The following is a 19877-nucleotide window of genomic DNA, read 5'->3' on the forward strand; positions in this document are numbered from 1 at the left end:
TGATGGCCATGGATAGTCTCCTGAAACAGAGATCCTGTTGATGGAGTAACCCCTACACTAATGAGGATAAAACCGTGCTTGAAGCCTATCGTAAACAGGTCGCAGAACGCGCCGCAGAAGGTATCCCGCCAAAACCGTTAAACGCTGAACAAGTTGCCGGGTTGGTTGAGTTACTGAAGAATCCCCCCGCTGGTGAAAACGAAGTATTACTGGATTTGATCACCAACCGCGTTCCGCCAGGCGTTGATGAAGCCGCCTATGTTAAAGCCGCTTTCCTAAGCGCGATTCTAAAAGACGAAGCAAGCTCCCCCCTCATTGATAAACCCCTCGCGATTAAACTGCTCGGCATGATGCTCGGCGGCTACAACATCGAACCACTGGTAAACCTGCTCGACGACGCCACCCTGGCACCATTGGCTGCCGAAGAACTCAAACACACCTTGCTGATGTTTGATGCATTCCACGACGTGGAAGAAAAAGTGAAAGCGGGCAATGTCCACGCGAAAGCGCTGATGCAATCCTGGGCCGATGGCGAGTGGTTCACCAGCAAGCCAAAAGTTGCCGAGAGCACCAAGCTCACCGTATTCAAAGTCACCGGCGAAACCAATACCGATGACCTGTCACCTGCGCCTGATGCCTGGTCACGCCCTGATATCCCCCTGCACGCCCTGGCCATGTTTAAAATGGCGCGCGACGGCATTACTCCTGATCAACCTGGTTCAATCGGCCCGATCAAACAAATCGAAGCCCTGAAAACCAAAGGTTTCCCATTGGTATTTGTGGGCGACGTGGTGGGCACCGGCTCTTCACGCAAGTCAGCGACCAACTCTGTGCTGTGGTTCATCGGTGACGACATTCCCGGTGTACCTAACAAGCGTACCGGCGGTGTGTGTATCGGTGGCAAAGTCGCCCCGATTTTCTACAACACCATGGAAGACGCTGGCGCATTGGTATTTGAAGCCCCTGTCGACAACCTGAACATGGGCGATGTGATTGAGATTCGCCCATACGAAGGCAAAATCCTTAACGGCGAAACCGGCGCGGTGATTTCCGAATTTGAATTGAAATCCGATGTATTGCTGGACGAAGTTCAAGCCGGCGGCCGTATCCCCCTGATCGTTGGTCGTGGTTTAACCAGCAAAGCGCGTGAATCGCTGGGTTTGCCAGCAAGCGATTTGTTCCGCTTGCCACAAGCCCCCGCCGATACAGGCAAAGGCTATACCCTCGCGCAAAAAATGGTAGGTAAAGCCTGCGGTACCACCGGTATTCGCCCAGGTACTTACTGCGAACCCAAAATGACTACCGTAGGTTCACAGGACACCACCGGTCCAATGACCCGTGACGAATTGAAAGACCTGGCATGCCTTGGCTTCTCTGCCGATTTGACCATGCAGTCTTTCTGCCACACCGCTGCGTATCCAAAGCCGGTTGATATTGAAACCCAACACACCCTGCCCGACTTCATCATGACCCGCGGCGGTGTTTCCCTGCGTCCGGGCGACGGTATCATCCACTCATGGTTGAACCGTATGTTGCTGCCTGACACCGTAGGTACCGGTGGCGACTCACACACCCGTTTCCCGATTGGCATTTCTTTCCCTGCCGGTTCCGGTCTCGTAGCGTTTGCTGCTGCAACTGGTGTTATGCCACTCGATATGCCGGAATCCGTTCTGGTTCGCTTCAAAGGCGACTTGCAACCCGGTATTACTTTGCGCGATCTGGTTAACGCCATTCCGCTGTATGCAATCAAAGCCGGTTTGCTGACTGTTGAGAAAAAAGGCAAGAAGAACATTTTCTCTGGCCGCATCCTTGAAGTTGAGGGCCTACCAAACCTGAAAGTAGAACAAGCGTTTGAAATCTCTGACGCATCTGCTGAGCGCTCCGCTGCTGGCTGTACTATCAAGCTGGACAAAGAACCCATCATTGAATACTTGAAATCCAACATCACCATGCTGCGCTGGATGATTGAACAAGGTTACGGCGATGTTCGTACCATTGAACGTCGTGCACGCAAAATGGAAGAGTGGCTGGCCAATCCGGTATTGATGGAAGCAGATGCGGATGCGGAATACGCGGCGATTATCGACATCGATCTGGCCGATATCAAAGAACCAATTCTCGCTTGTCCGAACGACCCTGACGATGTGAAAGTCTTGTCCGACGTACAAGGTGCGAAAATCGATGAAGTATTCATTGGTTCTTGTATGACCAACATTGGTCACTTCCGCGCTGCCGGTAAATTGTTGGCTGCAACCAAAGATGCATTAACCACTCGCCTGTGGATTGCACCACCAACAAAAATGGACGCGCACCAATTGATGGAAGAAGGTTATTACAGCATTTATGGTGTTAAAGGTGCCCGTACCGAAATGCCAGGTTGTTCATTGTGTATGGGTAACCAGGCGCGTGTAGCCAGCAATTCAACTGTGGTATCTACCTCCACACGCAACTTCCCTAACCGTTTGGGTGAAGGTGCAAATGTATACCTGGCATCTGCCGAATTAGCGGCAATCGCTGCGGTACTCGGCAAATTACCAACGCCTGAGGAATACCTGAACTACGCACAGAAGATCGACAGCATGTCTGCTGACATTTATCGTTACCTCAACTTCAACGAAATTGAAAGCTATCAAAACGCAGCCAATGAAGGGAAGCGTATTGCAGCGGTAGAAATCCAGACTGTTGCAATATAATTCGAAGTTGCTGTAATCAAGCTCCAATAAAAAAGCCCGCACTAAAAAGCGGGTTTTTTTATTGGGCATTTATTTATTACCAACAGTGGCACAATGAAATATATTACGGATTTGTATTACCAATGAGCTGCATAAATATCATCAAAGCCGGGTACTTTTATAATTTCACAGCCCACACTTTTTAAAAAAATTCGCTGCCCCAATGAAATTTCTTTTCCTGCATATACATACCAGGCATTACATTTTCGTGCAGGAAACGCTTTGAAATATTTGGCCCGCTCAATCAGCAACCACCGCAAAAACACTTCCGAAGTGTCCAGCCCCAGGCCAACAAAGAGTAAATCGCGATGAAAGATACAATCCAGCCAGGTATTGCGGCCATTCCATTCACCGTGGTTGGCTTCCGCAAACAAACGCCCCTTATTTCCCTTATGAATCAACGTGCGCGCACGCTCTACAGAACCCATATAGTGGCTCAATCCAAGGCGAATACTGCGCGAATAACGTTGGATGCCGTTGATATGCCAGATAGCAAATTCTTTTGTCGGATCACTGATTCGACGCGCTGCAAAATAACTGGCCCACGGATAAAAGTCGGTAAAACTCATCGCATCCCAATGATGCAACGACAGGTTTGCAGCATCAGAAAGCGTTTCATCAAAATTAGTGGTAAGTATCGGGCACTCATTATTTTTTGCCCACTCGACAAGTGATCGGTGATGGGGTTTAACTTGCCAGCCTTGCATTAAATTACAAAATTCTTTCTGTAAATTTTTTTCCTTTTTTGTGCTACTTAAATCCAGTGCATCGTAAAATTCTGTGAGCGAAATACCGAGCGGAATATCTTTGGGGTCATCATTTGTATGCTTCTCCCATAAACCGAGCAACATTGAATCCCACGAATTTAAACCAATATCACTATTGTAACGGTTAATACCATTGCCAATTACGAGAGCAATACTCTTGTTATGTATTTGCAATATATCCTTTAACGGGCTTGTCATGGCTGTTGTGTCCTGACGATTGGAGTTTTGAAATTATAGCCGATATATTTATTCGCAAATTTTCCATTCAAAATCTCCCGCTGGGTTTTGTACCAAACGTTTTTTAACGTTACTCACACATTGCCCGCCCAATACAATCTGGTCGATGGGAACTCCCAGGCGCCAGGATAACCCCATAACACCAATAGCCGCGAATTGATGCTCATTAGTCACCGTCACCACCAATGGCAATTCAATAGGTTGTGATTTTATCCATTGGATTTGCTGTTCAGCCCAATATGCCCGACCAATTATTGCCGGATAATCTACCGAGCGAGTTCCCTGAATTGCAGCCAACGATGAAATCCCTATTAATATCAAACCAACTTCCAATTGGTTTGACTTTATTAACGCATGTGTAATCAATAACAACGGGAATATTACTGCAACAGCAGCATAATATTCATAGGCTTGATTAGCCAATACAAAATAAGGGCCATACGCAACAACAATGAAAGCCAGTGCTGCACACCATTGAATCCATTTAAGTTCCGGCTTTAATGCACGCACACTAATCCAATAAAGTATACATAGTGGAATAAAACATGCGATGGCCCAAACAACGCCTAACAACCGTTGCTCCAACACAATCATGCGCAAAGCTTCACGCGGAATATTGAATAGCCATGCCAGGAAACTGAATGAATTGATTATTAAATTTTTTCCTGCGGTAATTCCGTAAGCGGAGTGGCGATTGGGCGTAAATTCTTGATAGAAATACAACCACACTAAACAAATAACTACACAAACAAGCCAGATAATAATTTCGCCTGCCCTGAATTGCTGCTTACCTTGCAAAAAAATCGCCATAATCACGACTAATAACGGAATTAAAATAGCGACTTCCTTGCTAAATAACGAAAGGAGTTGCAGCAACGGCAAACAAACCAGCCCGAGCAACCGTTGCCAACCATGTAGCGTTGGTACAACAATCCAAACGGTTAATGTGACACAGAGAAAAAATACCAATACCGGGCTATTCATCGCCGATACCCAATGCAAAGGCAAATAGCTCGCCACATGCACCGCATGCATCGTAGTCACAATAACCGCATGCATAATAGGATTCTGCCAACGCATTATTACCGCAATCTGGTAAACAAACCCCGCTACGGCCGCTGCAGAAAACAAACACAACAGCCACGAAAATAAATGCGCGTAGAGTAAATTCCCATGGAGCAACTCCTCTACTACACGCCACCCGGTATCCATACTTAAAGGTCGCCAAAAACCGGTTTCTGACGGGGTGATAAATGGTAACCACCAGGAGTTATTGTTTAGATGGGATTCTCGGGCCTGGTTGAGAAAAAAATAATCATCGCCCCACCAGGGAATAAACAAGGAAGGAAGCCATAAAAGAATAGCGAAGCCAACAAATAATCCTATTGTTAAACGATGGCTTTTTGAAATTGACAAAATAAAAACCTTAAACTTAAAAACCAGCCATAAATCCCGTATCTGCGATATGGATCAACCCAATTCAACGCTTGAGTGCATGGAAGCATCACTATTGTTCACGCCAACTCACAAGCTGCTCTCCCCTTTATAGCGTTTTTTCAACAGACATCTGCTTTACCAATCTCAAGGCAACCAGCACTAAAACGCCAACAGCAAGCATCAAAATCGCCCAGAACAATATAGTTTTCCAGCTCACCTGCAAACCATGGCGGGCAAATGAACTCATAGCTGGTTTTAATTCAGTGAAATTTGCTTGCACCCATTGAATTTTTTTTCCGCTGATTAATTGCGAAAAAACCTGCGCACTGGTGTTTTGTTTGTATTGGGCGGGGTCAGTTTCTATAGCAATGTTAAAAGGTGCTGAATTATTGGCAATAAATTGCAATGTTTCTGGTTGATGATGAAATACTATAACTGGCGCAGCCTTGGTGCGAATGAATTCATTTAACTCAACGCGCCACTGTGTATCACTATTATTATTTACGGTGATCGCATCACTTTGTTGCCACTCATTACCAACCTGGGCATTAAACCAAATGCCTTGATGAACCAATTGCCAGGGTTGTTTATCTGAACTGCGCGAGAAAATACGAACAACATCGCCATACATTATTGAGCCTAATTCGATACCCAATCGCGATACGGGAGCAATATCATCGCGAGTAAATTCCCACGCAGCAACAGATACACCAGGTGCGCGATCGCCAGTAAGCAACACAGATTCTTGTTCATCAGCCAGTTCGCCAGTAACTTTCCAACTGTCAACAACAGGCGTTGCAGCAACCTTTTCAGTATTTTCCAGTGTAATACCGGTGAGTTGCAATTTTTCGCCACCACGCAAAAACTTCAATCGCACGTAGGCATATTGCATTTCAGTTAAATTTAAATTGATTTTATTACGCACCAATTTTTGGCCATCTTTTTGTAGCTGTGCCAATGTGGCCTGGGTTATGTTTGACCAATTGGTTAAATCATTAGTACCACTTACTTGCACTTCCAAATATTGGTTGGTCTCATTTACTTGCCAATCAACTATTAATTTGTCGGCCCGGGCTCTCGTATCACTCAAATCTACTACAAAAAAATCGATCGGTGCACTTTTATCCAGCAGTTGTTCATTGACTGTTTTTTCTACGCTCACAGAAATTTCATTAGCATCCAGTTTTATTGAGGCACTACTGAGTGCTAATAAAGTTTCCGGAGGAGCGCCCACGGCCACGGGGAAAAAATGCAATGGTGAGTGTTGAACCTGCTCCTTAACCGGATGTGCAGAACCAATCCGATAAGGTAATTTATTACCTTGTTGATCAGTAACGACCAGATCATTGAGTTTTGAATCAGCGGCGTAACGATAAATGTCATGAGTGAGAGTTGTTTGTAAATAGGTTCCGGCAGGTTGGTCAATTTGATAGACAGGAATTACTTCCGCCGTCGCCACAACACTGGCACAGAAGAAAAAGCCGCCAAGAAGATAATTTTTAATACGCATCATTCAATTACACACCTCAAAAAAATTGAGCCAATGACTCAAAAGTCATTAGCCCAGGATTACCTTATTGCTCAGACAACTCATTTACGGATTTGTTTTTTGCCGGAATTGGCGATAAATAACCAATCAGCAACATCAAACCACCGACCACCATAAAGGACACAATCCTGGCCAATGTGCCGGTGCCAGTCAGGTCCTTTGTGAACAGTTTTATTAGCACCAAAGCCAATAAACCTGCGCCTATCATCCATAGCTCTCGCATTTTGATTCGACGCGAAATATTCATAACAACAAGTGCGCAAACAGCCCAGAGAATAGAGAGTGCCATCTGTACTACAACTGAATCCCACAGGATGTAGGGCACGTAATCGATCTCGGCATACTGATGAACTGCCCTTAGCAGAACTACATTGATCCAGATAAATCCGGGAATACCAATTAACCCGTAACGCAATTTAGCAGGCGCTTTATCCAAACCAATAAAACCACGTTTTATTGCATATCCAAAAATTAATAATACGGCGGCCTGGGCTAAATCCAGCGGATTTAATACTGGCAAGTAAAATTGATTGGTTATACCCGAGTAACTACACGCATAAATGAACCACAGTAACAAGAAGAATATGAGAGGAGCAGGAATAAGATTTTTATAATCGGCAATGTATTGTGCGAAAGGCCACAACGTAGTTCTTACAAAATATAAAAGCGCTATTAACGGCACAACCAAACAGGTAAACCATAATACAGCAGCCGCAGTACCGTACCATTGCAACTCCTGTTGCCAATAACTTGCTTCCCAATAAACCAAACTAAATATAAACCAGGCAGTCAATACATGATAAACACTTAACAGCCCATTCCCCCCCTGCCCTGCGCGTCGCCATAGAAAACGATATTGTACCGCGGCAAATATTATCCATGCCAATAGCCCCCAACGCTGCGTCGGATAAACATCGTAACCAATAAATAATCCTTCACCGAAATTAATCATTGCCAACAGCACCGCAAGTGGCAATAACCAAAAACCAATGCGGGATAATTGCATCCATTGAATTTTTACACTGAGTATTAATAAAGCTGCTGTTGAAAGTGCCAAAAATAAAATGAGTGATGGAAAGTGTTGCTCACCCGGCACATGTTTATTAATTTCAATATAGCCCGCTACTAACCACCAGAACCAGCCTATTACCATTGTTAAATCGGTAAGCGCGCGATCAAAGCGATTCACGTTTTCCGCAAAACTGGTTAGCAACCAGGAGACGCATAATGCAGAGGCAGAGAGAATAAGCAGGCCAATAAAATCTCCACTAACAATGGGTGTTTCACCGGCATCAATACCATGACTCACTAATGAAACCGCAGCAGCAAGGTGCAATAAATAACCAGCAAGACGCGGCAGGAAACGTTGCTGGCGCAGACCAACCCAAATTAAACCCGCAGCCTCTAACGCCCAGGTTGCAGAAGTCCATTGTGCGTCCAGCGCGAGGGGAATAGTTAATGTTGCAAAAGCAATTCCAAGAGCAATAAATGATTCAATTAACACACGGTGAGTTTGCTGGTATTTGGCCCAGAGCACGCGCGCTAGCATGATATAAATGATTGCAAGAATTAACGCACTGATTGCCAAACCGTATTCGGTATGTTTTAGCAATGCGGTTTGCAGGCCAAATCCAACAATTGGTAGACCGAACACTAAACTACCATCAACCAATCCCTTTAAATTTGGCAGCTGTTTGAGCGAGAACAACACAGATACAGTTAAATAAAGCGCAAAAAATGCGAGCAAGAATGGTTGCGTACTCGCATACAAATGCGGTTCGTATTTTAAAATACCCCACGCAGACGTAATCACAAAGGTAAAAACAAAACCAACCCAATTTAACAATCGCCATGTTTTGAACCAGGCTATCGCGAGAATACCGAAATTCAATAACAGATAAAAACCAAATAAACCTACATGATTGCCGGAACCATCCGACGTTAATATAGGAGCCAGGAAACCTCCCGCCGTTGCCATCAACGCAAGCACTTGCGCATTTTGTAAAACCGCGAGAATGACACCCAGTACAACAATAATAAACATCAATCCAAATGCGATGCCGGCTGGCATTAGCGCATACATTTTTGCAGCGGCAAATACAGTAAGGTAAAGTGCAGCAATACCACCACCTTGCAATACCAAACCATAACCTCCGGTCCTTGTACGGGTTTTCCAACCCAGGCCAATTAATGCAATAGCAATTGCAGCAACAGTAGCCATCCTCAACTCAAGAGGCAACAGGCCTTGATTGGAAGCGTACTTCACCAGAAAGCTCAAACCAAAAAAAATTACCACCATACCTATGCGTACAATGGGATTGCCCTCGGTAAAAAAACGACGCACATAATCCACTGCTGTTTCAATAGGATTAGGCTGCGTTGGTTTCGCTTGTTGATGGATAGAAATTTGCGACCTGGAAACAGGGTCAGATTTTATTTGATCTTTAGGTGATGCAGATTCCGAGGTAGTTGCTAACGCAGGCGATTCCAACACCTTATCGCTAATCGATAACTCTGCAGGTTGAACTTCCGGGGGTAATTCTATTCCATGCGCCTTTAAACGTTCAGCTAATGGAATTCGCGCTGCTGATGGAGAAATATTTTGTGGCGAAGCTGCTTGTACATTATCAGTCGGTTGAGGATGTGCTCCTGCACTTACGTTAGTATTGGGTTGTGCTACTTGTGTCATCAGGTGACCTTGTATTTTCTGTTGCTCTTGCAATAGATTGAGATCACGCTCCAGACGATTCACTTTACTATTCATTTGCGAAACTTTGGCGATTAAAAACCCCAAAGCTCCGCCGATAAACCAGCCTCCACCGGGGAACGCAATTCCCCCAATGACTATTCCCAGCAATGTAAAAATTATCAGCAGTACCATGAAGAATCCCTGTTAGCAATTATTGTTTGTTGTCCCCAACGATGACTTGAACTGTTTTTAACGGCTCCAGTACTTTCTCGTGCTCCAATTGCCAACCGACGGATGCACAAAGTTGCTGCATCATCAATTCAATTTGTTGTTGGGCTATTTGTGGCAATTCACTTTGGCTGGCTTTTTCCTGCATCAATTTTTTGGCTTCCGAGAGAATTTCAGTGTAATCCTCGTTATCAAATTTATTTAATAATCCCTGGTTGAGATCGTAGAAGGTATAATCTGTATCAATAGAAAGAATTTCTGCCTCAGCAAAATGCTCGACCACTAATTTACGATTCAAATGATCACGCCGGAAGCGCATCTTTGCAAAATCAAAACCCACCGAGACTTTCGCCTTGGCAACCACTAATGCCTTGCTGTTCGTTTTGAAAATACCGAAAAAATCTTTTTTGGTATTATGATCATAAATTTCAGTAAAAAAACCTTCGGCTAAAACAACTTTAAAGACTTTCTCAATCCGCTCTAACAAAACCTGGGATTCAACCGTTGCATCCTGGTTACTTTTATTAATTTTTTTAGCGTAATACCAGCCAAAACCTTGCCAGGAAACAAATGCACCAAGCAACAAAGCCAAAAAGAATAAAAAGACATCCATATAATTATTTACCGGGAGCTAGACTGATCGTGATTTTTAATGTTGGATAATGGTATTCCAATAAAGCCGTCAAGTCCCGCCATATAAGGGAATGTAGGGACTGGACTCCATTGCCGAACGACGCTCCTCCTTACTACCAGAATCTGGTACGAGTACACGCAAATCGGGCATAACGAGTACATCCTGAGCCATATGGGCACTGATTACCGTATTCCATACGCTGGTATTTTTTCCACCATTTGAGGTGGATTCCATAGTGTTTGCAGCTTGGACCAACTCAAACCAGATCTCCAACTTGCCTTTACGCCAGCCTTCCTCCAGCAAATCTTGTGAGTATGAATCCGGATCATCCCCCTCAGCAGCAAGATCACATTCGCCACGCTCAGTTTCGGGAGCTGGAGAACAGCCTCCCAGCAAACACAGCAATGTCACTATTTTTGTACAGCCTGTGAGCAAATTTGAGGCTAAGTATTTGAACCACCTAAACCGGGACATGAAATTACTCCTTGATCAGATACCGAATACCTGGCCAGTATAAGGTAGAATACTGCTTCCTTGTTTGCGCCTATTGACAGGCCAAACGTTCAAGCTCTGATTTGCGATACCCCACACAGATGCATCCAGACCTTTTGATCAAACCACTCATTTATCAACCAGAATCAGCACACTGGTTTTTACGTGTGCGTCATTTGCCCTACGCAATCTGGTTGGATTCATGTCATCCCGGCAGCCCCTATGGCCGCTTCGATATTATCAGCGCCGCACCGCAGTGCATATTCGAAACATACGGAGAAAAAACCAGTATTCAATTTTGCGACGGCAAGCACGAGGAATCCCGGCAAGACCCGTTTGTACTACTAAAACAGTATCTGCCAATTGATAACCAACAAACTGAAGAGCTACCGTTTACAGGCGGAGGTCTCGGTTATTTCGGGTACGATTTGGGCCGTCGCCTGGAGCGGATGCCAATAAAATCACAACAGGATATAAACATGCCCGATATGTGTTTGGGAATTTATCCCTGGGCAATTATTCAGGACCATCATCAACACAAGGCCTGGCTGGTAATTAATGAAGGGTTAAGCCAAAACCTGAATAGTCGCTATAATTTTTCAGCCATTGAAACGCTTTTTTTACATTCATCAGAAAACACCAAACGTGATGCATTAGCATTATTTCACGCTGACAAGAAAAATATTTTTAAAATTAATAAATTTGGTAGCAATCTAAACGCTGAAAATTATTATTCATCTATTGCTAAAATTCAGGAATACATCCTTGCGGGCGACTGCTATCAAGTCAATTTTGCCCAGCGATTTAGTACAGAATTTGATGGCGATCCATTTATTGCCTATCTGCTATTACGCGAAGCGCTACCTTCACCTTTCTCCGGCTTTATGCAATTGAAAAATGGAACCGTGTTAAGTTTATCGCCAGAGCGTTTTATTCAGGTGAGTGGCACACATGTGGAAACCAAACCCATTAAAGGAACCATCAAGCGAGGCGCAACGCCAATAGAAGATGCAGCAAATTCCCTATGGCTGCAGCAGAGCGTGAAAAATCGCGCGGAAAACGTAATGATTGTGGACTTGCTACGCAATGATCTCAGTAAACACTGCACAAATGTGCAAGTACCTACATTATGCGAGTTACAGACCTTTGCTAATGTTCACCATCTGGTAAGTACTGTGACTGCTGAATTGCGTGAGAATACAACGGCAATTGATGTGCTACGCGATAGCTTTCCCGGCGGCAGCATTACCGGAGCACCCAAGATCCGCGCGATGGAAATCATTGAAGAACTGGAACCCACACGACGCTCGCTTTATTGTGGCAGCCTGGGCTATATCAGTACCAATGGACGCATGGATACCAATATTGCCATACGCACCCTGGTGTGTGATTACAATAAAATGTATTGCTGGGGTGGCGGAGGAATCGTGGCAGATTCAGAAGCGGAACAGGAATACCGTGAGTCCATTGCCAAGGTAAAAGTGTTAATGGATACACTCGAACTAAACTTTAGCTAATCGAAAAATCGAGGAGAGCAAATGTTAATTCAAAATCACCAAATTGATTTGGAAACACCAACTGGCACTATGCGTTCTTACGTATATCACCCAAAAGACAGCGCTGAAACAGCAGGCAAAAAATTTCCGGCGATTATTCTTTACTCTGAAATTTTCCAGCAAACCTCCCCTATTCGTCGCAGCGCTCAAATCATGGCGGGCCATGGTTTTATAGTAATTGTTCCCGAAGTATTCCATGAATTAAATCCCATTGGAACTGTACTCGGTTATGACGATGCAGGTAGAGATAAAGGCAATGCCGATAAAATTGCTAAATATTTGGAGGCACATGATTCCGATACGCAAACAATGATCAATTATTTGCGCACACTGGATTATTGCTCGGGGAAAATTGGTGCAATGGGGTTTTGTCTCGGTGGTGGCCTCGCTTATCGAGCAGCAATAAATCCGGAAATTTCAGCAACCAGTTGCTTTTATGCAACTGATATTCACTCAGGCCTTACACCATCAAAACCCGGCAATGAAAGCCTGGCCCGCACAGCTGAAATTAAAGGCGAACTACAGATGATTTGGGGCAAGCAAGATCCTCATATTCCCGCTGAAGGCCGCGCTTTGGTATATAAAAACCTGGTAGAAAAAGCAGTGAACTTTACCTGGCACGAATTCAACGGCGTGCACGCATTCATGCGTGATGAAGGCGATAGATACGACGCAGAATTACAATTACTTGGTTATCAAATGGCAATTGGGCTATTCAGGCGCGCACTTTATTAATTTTATAGAAAATAAAAGGGCCATTTCGGCCCTTTTATTTTTAGTAATTTATCGCCAAAAAATTACAAACTTAATTCGCGATTACTTGCCTTGATAAATTCTTTTTTCAGATCCTCAAACGTATGCACTGCGGGGAATTGCGGGAATTGTTCAATGACATTTTGCGGAGCATGGAACAAAATCCCCTGGTCTGCCTCACCCAACATAGTGGTGTCATTATAAGAATCACCGGCCGCAATTACGCGATAGTAAAGCGTTTTCAAAGCCAATACTGATTGGCGCTTTGGATCTCTCTGGCGCAAGGTATATCCCACTACCATTCCGCGCTCATCAACATTCAAACGATGACATAAAAGTGTTGGGAAACCTAATTGGCGCATCAGCGGTTGGGAAAATTCGTAAAAAGTGTCTGAGAGAATGATGACCTGGAAGCGCTCTCGCAACCAGTTTACAAACTCCACGGCACCCTCAAGGGGCTTAAGAGTTGCAATCACATTCTGAATCTCTTTAAGACCCAATTTATGTTCTTCTAAAATACGAATACGTTGCTTCATCAGTACATCGTAATCAGGGATATCGCGAGTGGTGGCTTTCAATTCTTCGATGCCAGTAACTTTCGCGAATTCAATCCAGATTTCCGGAACCAATACACCTTCCAGATCCAGGCATGCAATTTCCACAGCAACCTCCAAAACGGTTAAAAATAAGGCTATTCAGGATAAAAGAGTGGCGGCAATCTACCCGTTTTGTCACGGCAAAGCAAACCAAATACAAGTCTCCGGTATATTTTCCAGTTATCAGGCTATAGCCTCTTCTTGGGACAAACACACCTGCTCTGGTATCCTTTACTACCCTATGAGGATGGCCGATCAGAAAAGGCCAATATATATCACCGTGAGTAGCCGTTATGACCGAAAACCTAATCAATGTGGTCGACCTTGAAGCCAAATTACAACAAGAAAGTCCGCAAAAAATTATCAAATATGCCCTGAAACAATTTGAAAATATTGCTATTTCTTTTAGTGGTGCTGAAGACGTAGCGCTAATTGAAATGGCCCACAATTATCGCCCGGATGTACCGGTATTTTGTCTTGATACTGGCCGGTTACATCCTGAAACCTATCGATTTATTGAAAAGGTGCGCAAACATTATGGAATTAAAATTGACGTAATATCCCCGGATGGTGAAGCAGTACGCAAGTTGGTAACAGAAAAAGGGCTATTTAGTTTTTACGAAGATGACCATAAAGAATGCTGCGGCATTCGCAAAATTGAACCACTGAGGAAAAAGCTTCTCACTGTGGACGCATGGATTACTGGTCAGCGCAAGGACCAAAGCCCAACCAGAGCGGAAATTCCGGTGATTCAAGATGATAAGGCGTTTGCGCGCCCGGGGGCAACCTTAACCAAATTTAACCCTCTTGCAAACTGGTCCTCAAAAGAGGTTTGGGATTACATACGTTTATGTGAAGTACCGTATAACGAACTACATGAGCGTGGCTTTGTATCTATTGGTTGCGAACCATGCACACGCCCAATTGCACCTGGACAGCATGAACGTGAAGGTCGCTGGTGGTGGGAAGAAGCCACCAAGAAAGAATGTGGATTACATGCGGGAAATATCGATAAATAACACCCGTATTCAGTTGAACACGGATGTTATTAATTAGAGCTTACACGCTCCCCAGATTTATCCTGGAAGAAGAACCTGAAATCTTGCCAAGCCATTTGTTTGTTGGCCAATTGGAAATCGATAATGTTTTGATTGTCGTGGAGCCATTCAGACCGATAATTTCAACTGATTTCAATAGAAGCTTGGATGTTTCGGCATCCATTGAAGAAACATACAGTTCAAAAAGGCTCAACGTAAATTCACTATCAGAAATCGATGGGATTTGGGCATTGGTTTCTTTCACACCATTGGCTGTTTGACTAACTACCTGCTCCCACCCACCTATCGAACTTACATTCAACTCAATATCAACATTATTCGGGCCAACTTTTTCCTCAGTTGTTGCAATAAATTTGAACGCATTAATAGCCATTTTTAACTCCTTCTTTGAATTCAATAGTTATCAAACTAATTTCTTTTTCATGTACTCCGTATTAACGCTACGGAGTACATCAGAATAAAATCGTTTCTCTCCCTCGTCCACCCATCGGTACTGACCCAAACAATAATGGCACCTCATACATCAATAATTCCTATTGCCAGATGAAATACGTTTCCTTTTGTAATAAACCATTGCTACAACCAAATTATTGGAGGCAAATTCAGAGGGAATAATTAAAAACGTCAGGTTACAGCTCAAAAAAAATGCCAGAGTAAATGTTACTCTGGCATTTTCAAACAACTTAAAAGTCTTTAGAAATGTAATGGCATTCCAATTAACTAATAAGCTTATTTAGTTTTGTTGGCTTGAATTACCCACAAACGAGACATCAAAGCCAATTTTGACGATGATGGAACCTGTTTGAAAGCTTGAATAGCTTCAGCCTTTTTATTCAGCGCCAAATTAGCAATACCAATATTAATATTCACATCATCTTTAATATTGTTAACGCCACCTTTTGCTAGACCTTTACTGAAAGCTGCAATAGCATTTTCGTATTGTCCGTGACCTAAATAAGCTTCACCTACTTTAACTAAGGCTTCACCTGTTGGTTTAGCCGCAGCTTCTTTTTCAATAGATGGCAACAACTTCAAGTCTTCAGCAGCTTGTGTTTTAGCCAGGTTTAAAAGCTTCAAATCACGATCTTTGGACGCGCTTTTGCCCAATACACCTTTGGCGAAACCTTCTTCCAATATAGTTTTGGCATCACCTGGATTGGTTACAGCAATCGACAACTCAGCCAATTCGATATACTCATCTGGCTGCAACAAACCAGCTTTTTGAACCAACTTCAAATAAATGACATTTTGGCGATCGCTAAATGACGAACCTTGCAACAAATAAGTAAACATATCTGACCAATATTTATCGGTCGGATGTGTTTGTAATAATTGCTCAAGTGTAAGTACAACATCAGCTTTTTTATTTTGCTTATGCTGACTGCTCATTAACAACTGTAGCCATTCTTCTTCAATTGGCTTACCTTGTTTTTTGGCAGTATCAATAATACGTTTCGCATATTCTTCGGAGCGAGCAAAATTATTTTGCAAATAATAAGCCTGAGCTATCTGGCGTTGAACTTCCAAATCAGCACCCGCAACTTTTAGATAGCGCTCACTTAATTCAATGGCTTTTGGATAATTCTTCAACGCAAAATAAATTTGCGCCATATTCAAAATACGCTTTGGCTCTTCTTCTTTCTTGAATTGCCCGGCAGCAAGCATTTTTTCATAAACAGCAACTGCACCTGCATAGTCTTTTAAGTTGACCATACAAAATGCCAACATTTCATTGATAATGGCATCTTCAGTAGCATTCTTACCTTCAATCGCTGCAACTTCTTTAGTTTTTGCGAGAGCTTCTTTCCACTTTTTAGCATCCATCAGCTCACGAGCCTCTTTCAGAGGCTTGCCTACTTTGGCGCTCACTTTTTGGGCTTCTGCAGCTTTTGCAGCAAACGCATGCTGGCTCACTACAGGGGCAATTGCCATGCTGGAACAAACACCAAGCACAGCAATGCGTAAAAAACGGTTCAATTTTTTATTCGACAACATAGCTTCAACTCTTTTTTGACGTAAAAATTCAAGCAATTAAAATAAATTAATATCGCTAAAACTAAAAAAGCTTGATTACTCAAGCTTTTCATTACCAATGATACCGATATTGGTTAACCCTAAACGCTGGGCTGTCGCCAATACTTTTGCAACGATATCGTATTTAGCCAATTTGTGCGGCTTTAAGTGGATTTCAGGCATCGGATCCATCTTGGCAGCATGCAACATATAATTTTTAAGCATTTCACCATCGCGCACTACAGTGCCATCCCAACGCATAGTACCGTCAAAGTCTACGTCAATACTGATGATGGTCGGCAATACCGTAGGTGGTGGCGAGCTATTTATCGGCATATCCATTTTCACTGCGTGAGTCTGGATAGGCAGAGTAATAATTAGCATCACAATTAAAACCAGCATAACGTCAATCAATGGAGTGGTATTCATCTCCACCATTACATCATCGCTAGCACTGTTACCAACATTCATACCCATATTAATAACCTCTGCTTAACGCACTTATCGAACTGGAATTGTAATAAATCCAATTTTGCTGATGCCTGAACGCTGACAATACAAAACCAAACGACCAACGTGCTCATAACGACCAGCCAAATCACCACGGATGTGGACCTCGGGCTGTGGACGAATAACTGAAACTTCTTTCAGCTTGGCCAGCAACGTCGCCTTATCTGCAATTCTTGCGTCGTTCCAGTAGTATTCGCCATCTTTGGTTACAGCGATCACGATGTTTTCTGGTTTAGTCTGGGTCGGAGTATTTGAAACGTTAGGCAAATCAATTTGCACAGTTTTGATTACAACCGGAATAGTAATCAGGAAAATAATCAACATAACCAACATAACGTCTACTAGAGGCGTGGTGTTAATTGTCGAGTTGAGTTCTTCCTCTTCTCCAGCAGAAATATTCATGCCCATAATCTATAGCTCCCGGGTTTGTTCGTAAGAGCTTGGACAAACAACCCAAGCTCTTGTTTCGGTTAAGAACAGCTAATTATTGACCGCCACGTACACCCATAGCCAGGTTTGCATGGATGTCACCAGCAAACTTACGCAGAGACTCAACGATTACTTTATTACGACGAACTAACCAGTTGTATGCCAATACCGCAGGTACCGCTACACCCAGACCGATTGCAGTCATGATCAACGCTTCACCCACTGGACCCGCTACCTTATCGATACTTGCTTGACCAGTAATACCGATTGCGATCAGAGCGTGGTAGATCCCCCATACGGTACCGAACAGACCAACGAACGGAGAACATGAACCAACAGTTGCCAGTGTTGACAGACCAGTTTGCAATTGACCGCTTACTTGCTCAACAGTACGTTGCAATTGATGCGCAACCCAATCAGACAGATCAACTTTTTCACCAGTACGCGCTGCGTGTTGCTTGGCAGCAAGAATGCCCTCTTCAGCAACAGCACGGAATGCACTGCTTTCTTTATAAACTTTAAGACCTTCAGTCAAATCTTTGCTTTCCCAGAATCTACGGGTAGCTTTAGCTTGTGACAGCAAACCTTGTTGTTGAATCAGTTTGGTAACCAATACGTACCAGGTTGCTGCTGACATGATGATCATAATGATCAAAGTGCCTTTAGCAATAACGTCACCTTGTTCCCACAGTTCTTTCAAACCAAACTGGGAGCCATGAGCGGCTGTAGCTGCTTCAGCTGCAGTAGCAGCGTTAGCTGCATCATCGCTAGCTACTGAACTGGTTTCAGCAGAAGCATCAACTGCTGCTGGATCTGCTGCTGGATCAACTGGAACTGCACCGGCATCAACCGCCGCAGCATCGGTAGCAGGTGCTGCTTCAACTGCTGGAGCAGAAGCATCGGGAGTAGCTGTGTCCTGGGCATAGGCAGAACTCAAAGAAAGTGGAGCACCCAACAACAACACAAGTTGCAACACTAAAGATGATGAGAATTTTGCTTTCATGTTTAAATCCTACGTGTAGATATGTTTATCAATTTAAGTTAAAACCATTCGCAACAAATCGATTATTTTTCGTCGATTTTGAAGCGGAACTTAATACGGTGCCAACAAGCAACTGGTTGGGTACCCTTCATACAAGGCTCGAATTTCCAAGCGCGAATCGCATGCTTGAGAGCGGCCTCATCCAGTCGTTCGAAACCACTGGTTCCTTCAACCTTGCCATCGCGCACCTTCCCGGATTCATCGAGATAAAGCGCAAGACCAACTGACCCTTCCTCACCAAGACGCAATGATGCTGATGGATAAGGAGGACGGCTAAGCCCCTTTTTGGGCGGACGAGGAGGTGTAGTTTTCGCTTCCTCAACCGGTTTTTTAGAAACTGTAATTGCATTGGCGTTCGATGGTGGCGGTGCATCTGCCGTAAATTCGATATCCGGTGGAGGAACGAAATCAGGCGGCGGAGGCACAAAATCAGGCGGAGGTGGTGGCGGTGCCTCTTCTTCTGGCGGCGCTTCTTCCTCAATGATCTTTGCATCAATCTGCTGTTTAACAATCTCCAAAGGATTGTGGCCAAGATTATTAAGAAGCAGATAGACGATTACCACGTGAAATAGCACAACAACCGCTATCCCCGTGATTCGCTCTGGTAAGGTTTTTTTTGCTTTATATGACATAGGCAACACATCTTGAAAGTTAGAAACCCAAATGACTTACAGCTCTTTTTATAAACACCTGCAAATCAGGCAACTTTAACGGCCGTCTAGCAAAATGATGGCCGGTTACATGATTTTTATACTGAATGCCTTTTCTTTATAATTCTTATATCAAAACTTAACTTGGCGCTTAAACAAAGCAGCGGATTCTACGAATTTTTCACAAAAATAGATTCGTTACAGGGGGTCTTTTACAGTTATTTACGTTAATACAAATCTATTATCATGTATGTAAAAAAAACGTAACTCCTTAAAAACCTTGAAAAATATCTGTAAAAAAACTTTCAGATAAACTACTTACTTATAGTAATGGACGACATTGTATTAATTTTTAAAGTTTTATTCGTTAATACGCCGTAAAGTATTTTGCGCCACAATGACTTTATCAGGCACAAAAACCCCTTATATCATCCAATTAGATTATGAGTAATAAGAAGGAAGAAGGAAGAAGGAAGAAGGAAGAAGGAAGAAGGAAGAAGGAAGA

General features: G+C 43.6%; 17 protein-coding genes. 4 read left to right on the top strand and 13 right to left on the bottom strand.

Annotated elements, in window-relative coordinates; genetic code table 11:
* Window positions 1–74 precede the first annotated feature (74 nt).
* Complete coding sequence (gene acnB / locus A596_RS09490) at window positions 75–2693, top strand: bifunctional aconitate hydratase 2/2-methylisocitrate dehydratase (RefSeq protein WP_039913953.1); 2619 nt, start codon at window positions 75–77, stop codon at window positions 2691–2693.
* A 116-nt stretch (window positions 2694–2809) separates the two neighbouring features.
* Here the strand turns inward: acnB and A596_RS09495 are convergent, their stop codons facing one another.
* The 6 genes from A596_RS09495 to A596_RS09520 form a co-directional block, all read right to left on the bottom strand.
* Window positions 2810–3697: an SIR2 family protein gene (locus A596_RS09495; RefSeq protein WP_039913954.1), complete on the bottom strand. Its 888-nt coding sequence runs from the start codon at window positions 3695–3697 to the stop codon at window positions 2810–2812.
* Window positions 3698–3745: 48 nt separating this feature from the next.
* Window positions 3746–5152 (bottom strand): hypothetical protein, encoded by a 1407-nt coding sequence (locus A596_RS09500; RefSeq protein WP_039913955.1) that lies wholly within the window; start codon window positions 5150–5152, stop codon window positions 3746–3748.
* 127 nt (window positions 5153–5279) lie between these two features.
* The gene (locus tag A596_RS09505) at window positions 5280–6686 is read right to left on the bottom strand and encodes a DUF3999 family protein (protein ID WP_039913958.1); all 1407 of its coding nucleotides are present in this window, start codon (window positions 6684–6686) and stop codon (window positions 5280–5282) included.
* Window positions 6687–6747: 61 nt separating this feature from the next.
* Window positions 6748–9603, bottom strand: coding sequence for a DUF2339 domain-containing protein (locus A596_RS09510; RefSeq protein ID WP_039913959.1), 2856 nt, complete (start codon window positions 9601–9603; stop codon window positions 6748–6750).
* A 19-nt stretch (window positions 9604–9622) separates the two neighbouring features.
* The gene (locus A596_RS09515) at window positions 9623–10252 is read right to left on the bottom strand and encodes a DUF4230 domain-containing protein (protein ID WP_039913960.1); all 630 of its coding nucleotides are present in this window, start codon (window positions 10250–10252) and stop codon (window positions 9623–9625) included.
* Between the two features lie 69 nt (window positions 10253–10321).
* The gene (locus tag A596_RS09520) at window positions 10322–10747 is read right to left on the bottom strand and encodes a hypothetical protein (RefSeq protein ID WP_039913962.1); all 426 of its coding nucleotides are present in this window, start codon (window positions 10745–10747) and stop codon (window positions 10322–10324) included.
* A 185-nt stretch (window positions 10748–10932) separates the two neighbouring features.
* Here A596_RS09520 and pabB point away from each other — a divergent pair, with 185 nt between their 5' ends.
* Window positions 10933–12282, top strand: a complete 1350-nt coding sequence (gene pabB / locus A596_RS09525) for an aminodeoxychorismate synthase component I (protein ID WP_235425662.1) — start codon at window positions 10933–10935, stop codon at window positions 12280–12282.
* A 21-nt stretch (window positions 12283–12303) separates the two neighbouring features.
* Window positions 12304–13056 carry a dienelactone hydrolase family protein gene (locus A596_RS09530; protein ID WP_039913967.1) on the top strand — a complete coding sequence of 251 codons (753 nt, stop codon included), beginning with the start codon at window positions 12304–12306 and terminating at the stop codon, window positions 13054–13056.
* A 62-nt stretch (window positions 13057–13118) separates the two neighbouring features.
* Here the strand turns inward: A596_RS09530 and thrH are convergent, their stop codons facing one another.
* Window positions 13119–13736, bottom strand: a complete 618-nt coding sequence (gene thrH / locus A596_RS09535) for a bifunctional phosphoserine phosphatase/homoserine phosphotransferase ThrH (RefSeq protein WP_039913969.1) — start codon at window positions 13734–13736, stop codon at window positions 13119–13121.
* Between the two features lie 227 nt (window positions 13737–13963).
* On the opposite strand from thrH, the gene A596_RS09540 reads away from it, so the two are divergent.
* On the top strand, window positions 13964–14689 hold the full coding sequence (locus A596_RS09540; RefSeq protein WP_039913971.1) for a phosphoadenylyl-sulfate reductase: 726 nt from the start codon (window positions 13964–13966) through the stop codon (window positions 14687–14689).
* A gap of 40 nt (window positions 14690–14729) precedes the next feature.
* On the opposite strand, the gene A596_RS09545 is transcribed toward A596_RS09540, so the two are convergent.
* The 6 genes from A596_RS09545 to A596_RS09570 all read right to left on the bottom strand — a co-directional run bounded on the left by A596_RS09545 (window position 14730) and on the right by A596_RS09570 (window position 19354).
* The gene (locus tag A596_RS09545; RefSeq protein ID WP_039913972.1) at window positions 14730–15101 is read right to left on the bottom strand and encodes a hypothetical protein; all 372 of its coding nucleotides are present in this window, start codon (window positions 15099–15101) and stop codon (window positions 14730–14732) included.
* 356 nt (window positions 15102–15457) lie between these two features.
* Entirely contained in the window at window positions 15458–16723 is a 1266-nt protein-coding gene (locus A596_RS09550) for a tetratricopeptide repeat protein (RefSeq protein ID WP_039913974.1), read from the bottom strand.
* A gap of 75 nt (window positions 16724–16798) precedes the next feature.
* Window positions 16799–17218, bottom strand: a complete 420-nt coding sequence (locus A596_RS09555; protein ID WP_039913976.1) for an ExbD/TolR family protein — start codon at window positions 17216–17218, stop codon at window positions 16799–16801.
* A 24-nt stretch (window positions 17219–17242) separates the two neighbouring features.
* A complete protein-coding gene (locus A596_RS09560) occupies window positions 17243–17659 on the bottom strand; it encodes an ExbD/TolR family protein (RefSeq protein WP_039913978.1) in 417 nt (138 codons plus the stop codon).
* 76 nt (window positions 17660–17735) lie between these two features.
* A complete protein-coding gene (locus A596_RS23805) occupies window positions 17736–18683 on the bottom strand; it encodes a MotA/TolQ/ExbB proton channel family protein (protein WP_084128180.1) in 948 nt (315 codons plus the stop codon).
* Between the two features lie 62 nt (window positions 18684–18745).
* Entirely contained in the window at window positions 18746–19354 is a 609-nt protein-coding gene (locus A596_RS09570) for an energy transducer TonB (RefSeq protein WP_039913979.1), read from the bottom strand.
* Between the last annotated feature and the right edge of the window lie 523 nt (window positions 19355–19877).

The organism is Cellvibrio mixtus subsp. mixtus J3-8, assembly GCF_000766945.1.
Classification (GTDB): domain Bacteria; phylum Pseudomonadota; class Gammaproteobacteria; order Pseudomonadales; family Cellvibrionaceae; genus Cellvibrio; species Cellvibrio mixtus_A.

Excerpts from the sequence above, each read along its gene's own strand:
- A596_RS09540 (WP_039913971.1), top strand. The coding sequence starts at position 13,964 with ATGACCGAAAACCTAATCAATGTGGTCGACCTTGAAGCCAAATTACAA.
- A596_RS09495 (WP_039913954.1), bottom strand. The coding sequence starts at position 3,697 with ATGACAAGCCCGTTAAAGGATATATTGCAAATACATAACAAGAGTATT.
- A596_RS09505 (WP_039913958.1), bottom strand. The coding sequence starts at position 6,686 with ATGATGCGTATTAAAAATTATCTTCTTGGCGGCTTTTTCTTCTGTGCC.
- A596_RS09550 (WP_039913974.1), bottom strand. The coding sequence starts at position 16,723 with ATGTTGTCGAATAAAAAATTGAACCGTTTTTTACGCATTGCTGTGCTT.
- A596_RS09570 (WP_039913979.1), bottom strand. The coding sequence starts at position 19,354 with ATGTCATATAAAGCAAAAAAAACCTTACCAGAGCGAATCACGGGGATA.
- A596_RS09555 (WP_039913976.1), bottom strand. The coding sequence starts at position 17,218 with ATGGGTATGAATGTTGGTAACAGTGCTAGCGATGATGTAATGGTGGAG.
- A596_RS09520 (WP_039913962.1), bottom strand. The coding sequence starts at position 10,747 with ATGTCCCGGTTTAGGTGGTTCAAATACTTAGCCTCAAATTTGCTCACA.
- A596_RS09510 (WP_039913959.1), bottom strand. The coding sequence starts at position 9,603 with ATGGTACTGCTGATAATTTTTACATTGCTGGGAATAGTCATTGGGGGA.
- A596_RS23805 (WP_084128180.1), bottom strand. The coding sequence starts at position 18,683 with ATGAAAGCAAAATTCTCATCATCTTTAGTGTTGCAACTTGTGTTGTTG.
- A596_RS09530 (WP_039913967.1), top strand. The coding sequence starts at position 12,304 with ATGTTAATTCAAAATCACCAAATTGATTTGGAAACACCAACTGGCACT.
- A596_RS09560 (WP_039913978.1), bottom strand. The coding sequence starts at position 17,659 with ATGGGCATGAATATTTCTGCTGGAGAAGAGGAAGAACTCAACTCGACA.
- A596_RS09545 (WP_039913972.1), bottom strand. The coding sequence starts at position 15,101 with ATGGCTATTAATGCGTTCAAATTTATTGCAACAACTGAGGAAAAAGTT.
- A596_RS09515 (WP_039913960.1), bottom strand. The coding sequence starts at position 10,252 with ATGGATGTCTTTTTATTCTTTTTGGCTTTGTTGCTTGGTGCATTTGTT.